Here is an 8451-nt window from a genome sequence, read left to right on the forward strand (position 1 = left end):
GCGTAACACTCCGTAGCATGTACTAGGGTGCAAGAGTGCGTGAAATCAATCGTTCGGCCGTGGCGTCGACCAGTCGCGACGCGGCGTTCGCCTACATGGACGACTTCAGGAATGTCCCGCAGTGGATGTTCGGCATCACCCGTTTCGAGCCGACGAGCGAGGTCACTTCGGGGCTCGGTGCCAGGTACGACGCGACGATGCAGATCGGTCCGAAGGCCCTTACCTCCGTTGTGCACGTCACCGAATGGGTCCACAACGAGAGGCTGACGCTCGAATCGGTCGAGGGCCTGTCCAACTCGTCCACGTGGTCGTTCTCCGATACCGCAGACGGCGGTACCCGTCTGGATGTGGTGTTCCGCTACAGCCTGCCCGGCGGAATCGCGGGCAAGGTGCTCGGCGCTGTAGTGGAACCCGTTGTGGGTCAGGCGATCAAGCATACGGAGTCGACGCTGCGGGCCCGCCTGGAAGCGGCCGACTAGTACACGTACTTGTCGAGGGCATCCAACACCTGGTCGACGGCGAGCCACGCGAACAGGAATGCGCAGACACCAAGCGTGAGGTTGGTGAACCAGCCGTTTCGCCACTGCTTCGGCACCCGATCGCTGTTGAGCATTATCAGCAGCGTCACCGCCAGGAACGGCATGAACACCGCCCCGAGGACGCCGTATGTCAGGACGAGCCCGATCGGTTGGTCCAGCCACAGCAACGCCATGGGCGGGAACGTCAGCCACGCAACGTACCAACGGAAGTACTTGCCGCCGACGCGCGTTTCCGGGTGACCCTGTTCGAGCCCCTTCAGATTGCCGACGAAGTCCGCGAACATCAGGCTCACGCCGTTCCACACCCCGATCAGCGACGAGAACGACGCGGACCAGAATCCGATGAGGAACACGTAGCCGAACACCGTGCCGTAGCGTTCGGCCAGCACGTCGGAGAGTTGAATCAAGCCCTGATCGCCGGTGGAGATCGCGATCTGCGACGAGTACAGCAGTTCGGCACCGACGATGAGCATCGCGAGGACGAAGATGCCCGAGATGACGTAGGCCATCGAATTGTCGATACGCATGACGCGCATGAATTTCGGTGTGATCCAGCCCTTCTCGCGTAACCAGTAACCGTAGGCAGCGAGCGTGATGGTGCCACCGACGCCACCGGCGAGGCCGAGGACGTACACGATCGAGCCGTCGGGAATGGTGGGGACGATGCCCTTGACGATCGCGGGAACGTTCGGAACCGCCACGACTGCAGCACCGATCACGGTCACGAACATGATGCCGACGAAGACGGTGATGATCTTCTCGAAGAACCCGTAGCTACCCAGCCAGATCAACGCGAACCCGAGGAGCCCGGATGCGATGGCGACGACCTTGAGTTCCAACGCGGGGAACAACGCGACGATCGGCAGCGCGCTCGACGACATCGCCGCAGCGCCGTAGACGAATCCCCAGATCACGATGTAGGGCGCGAAATACACCGTCGTCCACTTGCCCAGCGAACGCCAGCCCTGAAAGATCGTGTTGCCCGACGCCAACGTGTAGCGGCCGGCACCTTCCACCAGAACGACTTTCATGACGACACCGACGATGATGACCCAGAGCAGTGCGTAGCCGTAGCGTGAACCTGCCACCAATGTCGCGACGAGGTCCGCGGCTCCGATACCGGTTGCGGCGACCACCAATCCGGGGCCGACCACCTTCCACTTCGGAGGTGCAGTGGTCTCGGTCATCGATTCTCCTCGCGTGCCGGGGGCTGCTCAGTGACCTGTCTCACTCTTTATGAAACGCACGGTTCCTGGCAAGTCGACGCTCGGTACCGTCGATGCGGTGACCGACGGACAGCAGTCATCGCGTGCATTGAGCTTCGGCAAGGTTGCCGAGAACTACGACCGGGCCCGTCCCGGCTACCCGGCCGAGCTGTACGCGGACATCGCTGTAGGCGACGGGCTGCGAGTGCTCGAGGCGGGGGCAGGTACCGGCAAAGCCACTGTTGCGTTGGCTGAACTCGGCGCGTCCGTTGTTGCGGTGGAACCGGATTCGGCTATGGCAGAGCTGGTTCGGCGGCGCACCGAGAACCTCGACGTCGAAGTGCAGGTGTCGCGGTTCGAGGATTGTGCAGCCCCGGCGGCGGCGTTCGATCTAGTCGTTGCCGCCCAATCCTGGCATTGGGTGAACCACGAGCAAGGAGCTGCAGTGGCGGCCCGCGCGTTGGTCCCCGGCGGTGCCCTTCGGTTGTGGTGGAACATGCCGGGCGACCTCGAGGGCCCGGCATGGGAAGCGGTCAGGGCGGCCTACGACGCAACCGAGCCCGAAGCGGCACACCTGTTGGTGTGTTCTCTCGGTGCGCAACCGGAGTCGAACGTGCCCCGCGCTGAAGGCTTCGGTCCGTGGACGACCTCGACGTACAAGTGGGTCCAGCGCTACTCCGCAGGCGAGTTCTGCGCCATGGCCGCCACGTACTCGAGCCATCTCGCCCTGGACGACGGGCGCCGCGGCGAGGTCCTGGGCGCAGTGCACGCGGCCATCGCCCGCCACAGCTATGTGGATTACCGCTACGTCACGCAGATGGTGACGGCGCGGCTCGACTAGGAGATCGTCGTGGTGCAGACGACGAATTGCCTGGCGTCGTAAGCGAATCCGCCCTGGGGGCATTCGTTGGGATCGGCGGTACCGGTCTTGATCTCGGTGACCTGTTCGACGTCGGTCGCACTGGGGTCGCTACAGTCGACTCGTGCGGGCTCGTCCATGCCCACGGTGGGTACGCTCATGCAGCCGTCGACAACCCAGTCGACGTCGAGGCACAATGCGCCCTGCTCGACACCGTCGAGCGTTTCGTAGTAGGTCTGATTCACGTCGGTGGGGCACTGCTCGTTCTGCTCGTTCTGCTCGGCCTTGGCGATGACCTTGTAGTTCGATTCCATGCTGCCGCATTCGGCGTTCTCGATGGTGGCGGCCGTCATCGTCCCGCCGAGCCGAACGCATTGACCGATCTCGACATCGATGTCGGTGGAACCACCGGCGTCGATTCCCTCTTGGCCCGAGACGTCGTCGGTGGTGCTGGGAGCGGCGGAGATCGAGGAGGCGGTGGTGGTGTCTGCGGCGACGGCGTTGCCGGCTTCGGACGACGAACAGCCTGCAGCGAACAGCAGCGTGAGAGCTGCGCTTGCGGCGAGCAGGCCTCTGGACAAAGCAAGCATCGTGGCATGACCTTCGGAAATCATCCAGGCGAGGGAGCACACCCTCGTCGGCGGCCCCGCGGGCCACCGAAGAAAGATTCTTTACCATTCAAGGGGCTTTGAAAAGTGCACAGCCGGAAGTCACGAACGGAACACGATGCGAGCAACCCATTTGGTGTTGTGGACGCCAGGAAGTGCGGGGACGATCACGCGCGCGGGAAATCCGTGATCGAGCGAGAGGTCGACACCGTTGACTTTCAAGGCCAGCAACGAATTCGGATGCGCCGCTTGATTTCCCTGCAGTACCGCACGGGTGAAGGCTCCGTTCTGCTCCAGCGAGCTCACCTCGGCCGAACGCGGTGCGGGCACGCCTGCCAGCGCGGCTAGTTCGGCCAACTGGACACCGGTCCACGTCTGCGTGGTGGACCATCCTTCGACGCACGCGATCGGAAGTTCGGCAGTGCGCTGCGACATCGACAGCAGCCTGCCTCGGGACAACACGATCGGAACGGCGTCCTCGGCTGCGCTGCTGATCGTCAGTTGCCAGTCGGCCCCGGTCTGCGCCTCGGTGATCCCCGCAGCTTCGGCCGTTCGGTTGATCTGGAAGTCGTTGGGGCCGTCACCGTACGAGCGTCCGCGGGGCAGCAGAATCGCGGCCTTGCGCATCACTCCGCCGAGCGTCTGTCCGACCGTCAACACGGCAACGAAACCCATTCCGGCAGCGACCAATCCGATGGCACCGCGTCGAGTCATGGTCGCCGGAGGGTTGTCGTCGTTCTGCTTGTCCGGAGCTTCGTTCCTGGCGCGCAACACGTCCATCAACGACTCCGACCTCAGGGTTCGCCACATCAGCGGGACCTTGAGCCCGAGGTGTACGAGGAATCCGGAGATGAACACCCAGGCACCGAAGTAGTGGGCGGCGTAGAAGTCGAAACCGAACACGTAGTCGTACTGGATGTTGAGAACACCGGTGACGATCTCGAACAGCAAGCCACCGACCAGCGCCAACAGCGACAACCGTTCGAGCGCATGCGCCGGCGATCGCACCGGTGGTAGTTCGACGAGCTTGGGCATCACCGACCACAGTTTGGCGATGACGAGCGGCACGATGATCAGGCCGAGCCCGACGTGCAGGCCCTGTGTGAGCTGGAACAGCCAGGCGGGGTTGGTGGGCCAGTCGAAGTACGGCAACCGCAACCACCCCACGGCACCGGGCCGGGCCTGGCCGAACTGCGGTCCGTAGGCGCTGTACGAGAGCAAACCCGTCACCGTGATGATCGGCAGCGCAACGAGCAGAACCGCGCCGAACAGCGACGTCAACCATGTGCTTCGCAGCGGACTGCGAGAGCGCGCCAGAGGGTTGGGTGCGTCGGCCATGTAGGGCATTCGCTGCCCAGTCAGTGCCGGATGTGTCTCGGCCGACTCTCCTGCCCGACGTATCGCCTCGTGGAAAACGTCCCCGCGGGGACGCGTCTGGCATCGTGGGGACGTTCCTGTCGGTGCCTCGTCGTACATTTATCGAACATGTATTCGATGAATGGGGGCGTTCATGATGGACATGAAAGATATCGAGACCGAAATCTGTGCTCTGGCCGGTCAGATCGCTGCGGCGTCGGCGCAGTATCTGATTCTGGTGGGTGAGTTCGATGCTCGACGCGGATGGGCGGCCTGGGAAGTGCGGTCCTGTGCGCACTGGTTGTCCTGGCGTGCGGGAGTCGATCTGCACACCGCTCGTGAGCAGGTGCGGGTGGCCAAAGCGATGAGAGAGCTGCCGCTGATCACCTCGGCGTACCTGAGCGGCACTATCTCGTACTCGAAGGTGCGTGCCATGACTCGGGTGGTCACGGCCGAGAACGAGGCGTCGCTGCTGCAAAAGGCGCTCGATGCACCCGCTGCGCACATCGAACGTCTCTGCCGTGGTCTGAAGAAGGCGATGCGTCCGACCAGGGGTAACGGCGTCGACGTCGATCCGTGCACGGGGCGGTGGCGCTGGGACGAGAACGACGGCTCGCTCGTGCTGACGGCACGCTTTCGGCCCGAGGACGGCAAGCGGTTTCTCGCTGCATTGACGAGGGCGGAGTACGAGCGGACCCGAGTCGAGGGCGAATCCGAGGGTGACCGGGCCGCCCCGGCCCCGCCCAACCCGGTGCCGGCGATCATCGCGATGGCCGAGATGGTGTGCGCTGCCGTCGATTCACCGGTCGTCTCACCGGCCGCGGAAGTGCTGGTCCATCTCGGCAACAGCACCGAAGCCGGATGCGATCATGCTCATTTCGACGACGGGCCCGGCCTCGACGACGAGACTCTCGCTCAGGTGCTGTGCTCTGCGGTCATGCGGACTGTCGGCCACGGCCGGCTGGGTAAGACCGTGCGGTGGAGTCCAACTGCGAAAGCCCCGAGCCGAACCCAGATGCGTCAGTTGATCATTCGGGATCGATGCTGCACGGTGCCCGGGTGCGGGCGCACCCGATTTCTGCATGCGCACCACGTCACCTACCGCTCACGGGGCGGGGCGACGTCACTGGACAACCTGGTCCTGCTCTGCGGCGAACACCATCGAGCGTTGCACGACGGCTACTTCTTCATCGAAGCCCTTGGATACCAACGCTTCTCGTTTCACCATCCATCGGGAACCGAGATCATCCATGCTCCCGCAGTGTCGGGAGACGCAGACGAGATCAGGCGACGATACGACGGGATCGCACCCGACGCCATCGTCCCGAACTGGGGTGGTGAAGGCCTCGACCTCAGCTATGCGACCGATGTCCTGATCACCAATTGGCAGCAGGCTGCATGAAATGGGCTCGTCGCGGGCAAGTTAGTGTGACGACGAGACTCGGACAAGAAGCGGTGGGACATGAGCGTCGACAGATCATTGGGGGACGAAGCACCCTGCCGGTGGAACGAGCACCGAGCCGGAGCGACGCGACCAGGCCCGAGGACGACTCCTTCTACGCCGCGCCCGAGGGGTACGAAGCAGCGCTACCCGGGACGATTCTCAGAGTGCGGCCGGTCGAGGTCGCGATGTTCGGTCGTGTGCGCCAGCGAGTCGACGCGTGGCAGCTGCTCTACCGCACCGCTGATCTCGGTGGCTTTCCCCAGGCCAGCGTCACGACGGTCTTGCGCCCGCGGGACGCCGAGCCGGTACTGCTGTCATATCAGTGTGCGATCGACGGCGTCGCATCCTCGTGTTTCCCGTCGTACGCGCTTCGGCGTGGCTCGCGGGCGTTCGGTGCAGTACCGCAGTTCGAGTTCCTGCTTGTCCTGCATGCCCTCCGCCGTGGGTGGACCATCTCGATCCCCGATCACGAGGGTCCCGACGGACATTGGGGTTCGCCGCAGGAACCCGGGTTCTGCACGCTCGACGCCGTTCGCGCGGCGTTGTCGTTCGAGCCGCTGGACCTGCATTCGAGCACGCCGGTAGCGCTGTGGGGCTACTCGGGCGGCGGACTCGCGACGTCCTGGGCGGCGGAGATGGCACCGGAATACGCACCGGAGATCGAAGTGGTCGGTGCCGCCCTCGGCTCCCCCGTCGGAGATCCCGGCTCGGCGTTCACCAGGCTGAACGCAACGTTCCACTCGGCGCTGCGACATTGGTGGTTGCGGGTCTGCGGCGCACCTATCCGGAGCTGGACCGGGTCATCCGCCAGTACGTCAACGAGGACGGGATGCGCATTCTCGATTCCGTCGAGAAGATGACCACCGTCCGCGCTGTCCCCCGCCTCGCGCGGCACGATCTGGATCACTACATCGACGTTCCGTTGGCCGATCTGCTGGCTCTGCCCGAGATCGTGCAGGTGTTCCAGGACATTCAGCCGGGAAAAACGGCTCCGACGGCACCGCTGCTGGTCGTTCAGTCGGTGCACGATCAGATCATCGCCGTCGACGACGTGGACGGGCAGGTGGATCGGTACATCGAGGCCGGAGCCACGTGACCTATCTACGGGATCGGCTGAGCGAACACCTGTCGCTGCACCCGCTCAGTGCACCGCTGACATTGGACTGGCTGGCCGATCGATTCGCCGGACTGCCGGTCGAAGAACCGTCGACGCGAACGGTGTGGTCCACAGCGTTCTCGCTCTCGGCGGTGCGCGGATTGTTGTCGCTGACCTGGACAACCATCACAGCGTTGGTCGTCGGCATCCGGGCGTAGCTACCCTGAAGACCGATGAAACGAACCTGGATACGAATACTCACCGGCACGATCGCCATTCTGGGCATCGTCACCGGGCTCGTGGCTCTGGGCGTCTACTACACCGACACCGGGGTCAATGTCCTGATCGCGCTCGCGTCGTTCGTTCCGTTGATGTTCGCCGCCGTCGTGGTCGGTGCCCTGGTGGCGTTGATCGGTCGGCGCTGGGTTCTGGCGGGAGTGTCCGCGCTGGTGCTTGCTGCAGGCGCATTCGCCTACGCACCGCTCTACGTGGCGGACGCGGCACCCGAGGAGTCGGAGGGCGTGCGTTTGCGCGTGATGCAGGCGAATCTGATGATCGGGCTGGCCGATCCGACTGTCGTGGTCGGTCAGGCTCGCGACAGCGCCGTCGATATCGTCACGATTCAGGAATTGACCGACGCGTCGGTGGTCGGCCTCCGCGACGCGGGCATGGAGGAACTCTTCCCCTACAGCTATCTGCAGCCGCACGTGACCGGCGGCGGCGGAGCCGGAATCTACAGCCGACTCCCGATTTCGGGCAACCGTGAACTCGACGGATACGGCCCGGTGAATCTTGCCACCGAGGTAGAGATTCCCGGTTCCGAACCGGTCACGCTGCTGGCCGTGCATCCCGGTCCCGCCTACATCACCCCGGCCGACATCTGGACCGCCGAATTGGACACGCTCCGAAACGATTTGGAGGCGGCGTCGGTCGGCGGGCCGGTGATCGTCAGCGGCGACTTCAACACGACGTATTCGCACAAGAAGTTCCGTAACCTGCTCGATGCCGGATATTCCGACGCCGCAGCGCAGTTGGGGAAGGGACTGATTCCCACGTATCCCACGGACAAAGGGACACCCGCAGTCGTCGGCATCGACCACATCCTCACCAACACCGGCCACGCTCGGTCTCTGGAGCGAATCGATCTCCCCGGATCGGACCACCACGGGTTGATCGGGGAGATCGAGTTCTCCCGCTAGATCAACGGAACAAATCGACGTTGCGCTGCGCCCACTGCCCGAATGTCGTAGCAGCGCCGATTATCTCGGAGAGTGTCCGGTCGACCTGCTGAGGGTTGTCCACCCAGGACTCGAGTCGTCCACGTACGTGATTGCAAAGTCCCCC

Annotated in this window: 7 protein-coding genes and 1 pseudogene; 5 read left to right on the forward strand and 3 right to left on the reverse strand. The window is 64.0% G+C overall.

Features of this window, described 5'->3' with window-relative positions:
• Positions 1-35: 35 nt before the first annotated feature.
• The gene (locus RHBS_RS01845; RefSeq protein WP_121871534.1) at positions 36-479 is read left to right on the forward strand and encodes an SRPBCC family protein; all 444 of its coding nucleotides are present in this window, start codon (positions 36-38) and stop codon (positions 477-479) included.
• On the opposite strand, the gene RHBS_RS01850 is transcribed toward RHBS_RS01845, so the two are convergent.
• Positions 476-1726, reverse strand: a complete 1251-nt coding sequence (locus RHBS_RS01850; RefSeq protein WP_121871533.1) for an Nramp family divalent metal transporter — start codon at positions 1724-1726, stop codon at positions 476-478. The two genes, RHBS_RS01845 and RHBS_RS01850, sit on opposite strands and share 4 nt — an antisense overlap.
• A gap of 49 nt (positions 1727-1775) precedes the next feature.
• On the opposite strand from RHBS_RS01850, the gene RHBS_RS01855 reads away from it, so the two are divergent.
• Positions 1776-2585: a class I SAM-dependent methyltransferase gene (locus RHBS_RS01855; protein WP_121871532.1), complete on the forward strand. Its 810-nt coding sequence runs from the start codon at positions 1776-1778 to the stop codon at positions 2583-2585.
• Here the strand turns inward: RHBS_RS01855 and RHBS_RS01860 are convergent.
• Both RHBS_RS01860 and RHBS_RS01865 read right to left on the reverse strand, forming a co-directional pair.
• On the reverse strand, positions 2582-3193 hold the full coding sequence (locus RHBS_RS01860; protein WP_237668935.1) for a hypothetical protein: 612 nt from the start codon (positions 3191-3193) through the stop codon (positions 2582-2584). The two genes, RHBS_RS01855 and RHBS_RS01860, sit on opposite strands and share 4 nt — an antisense overlap.
• Before the next feature lie 120 nt (positions 3194-3313).
• Positions 3314-4558 carry a molybdopterin-dependent oxidoreductase gene (locus RHBS_RS01865; protein WP_121872802.1) on the reverse strand — a complete coding sequence of 415 codons (1245 nt, stop codon included), beginning with the start codon at positions 4556-4558 and terminating at the stop codon, positions 3314-3316.
• Between the two features lie 172 nt (positions 4559-4730).
• Here RHBS_RS01865 and RHBS_RS01870 point away from each other — a divergent pair, with 172 nt between their 5' ends.
• From RHBS_RS01870 to RHBS_RS01880, 3 genes and pseudogenes are all read left to right on the forward strand, one after another.
• Positions 4731-5969 (forward strand): HNH endonuclease signature motif containing protein, encoded by a 1239-nt coding sequence (locus RHBS_RS01870; protein WP_236745328.1) that lies wholly within the window; start codon positions 4731-4733, stop codon positions 5967-5969.
• A 227-nt stretch (positions 5970-6196) separates the two neighbouring features.
• A pseudogene (locus RHBS_RS01875) lies at positions 6197-7325 on the forward strand (lipase family protein).
• A 15-nt stretch (positions 7326-7340) separates the two neighbouring features.
• On the forward strand, positions 7341-8306 hold the full coding sequence (locus tag RHBS_RS01880; protein WP_128644709.1) for an endonuclease/exonuclease/phosphatase family protein: 966 nt from the start codon (positions 7341-7343) through the stop codon (positions 8304-8306).
• Positions 8307-8451 lie beyond the last annotated feature (145 nt).

The sequence above is a fragment of the Rhodococcus sp. BS-15 genome, from assembly GCF_000813105.1.
In the GTDB taxonomy this organism is placed as follows: Bacteria; Actinomycetota; Actinomycetes; order Mycobacteriales; family Mycobacteriaceae; genus Rhodococcoides.

Bases quoted from the DNA above. Each gene is read 5' to 3' on its own strand.
- RHBS_RS01850 (WP_121871533.1), bottom strand. From the start codon at position 1,726: ATGACCGAGACCACTGCACCTCCGAAGTGGAAGGTGGTCGGCCCCGGA.
- RHBS_RS01855 (WP_121871532.1), top strand. From the start codon at position 1,776: ATGAAACGCACGGTTCCTGGCAAGTCGACGCTCGGTACCGTCGATGCG.
- RHBS_RS01860 (WP_237668935.1), bottom strand. From the start codon at position 3,193: ATGCTTGCTTTGTCCAGAGGCCTGCTCGCCGCAAGCGCAGCTCTCACG.
- RHBS_RS01865 (WP_121872802.1), bottom strand. From the start codon at position 4,558: ATGCCCTACATGGCCGACGCACCCAACCCTCTGGCGCGCTCTCGCAGT.
- RHBS_RS01870 (WP_236745328.1), top strand. From the start codon at position 4,731: ATGAAAGATATCGAGACCGAAATCTGTGCTCTGGCCGGTCAGATCGCT.
- RHBS_RS01880 (WP_128644709.1), top strand. From the start codon at position 7,341: ATGAAACGAACCTGGATACGAATACTCACCGGCACGATCGCCATTCTG.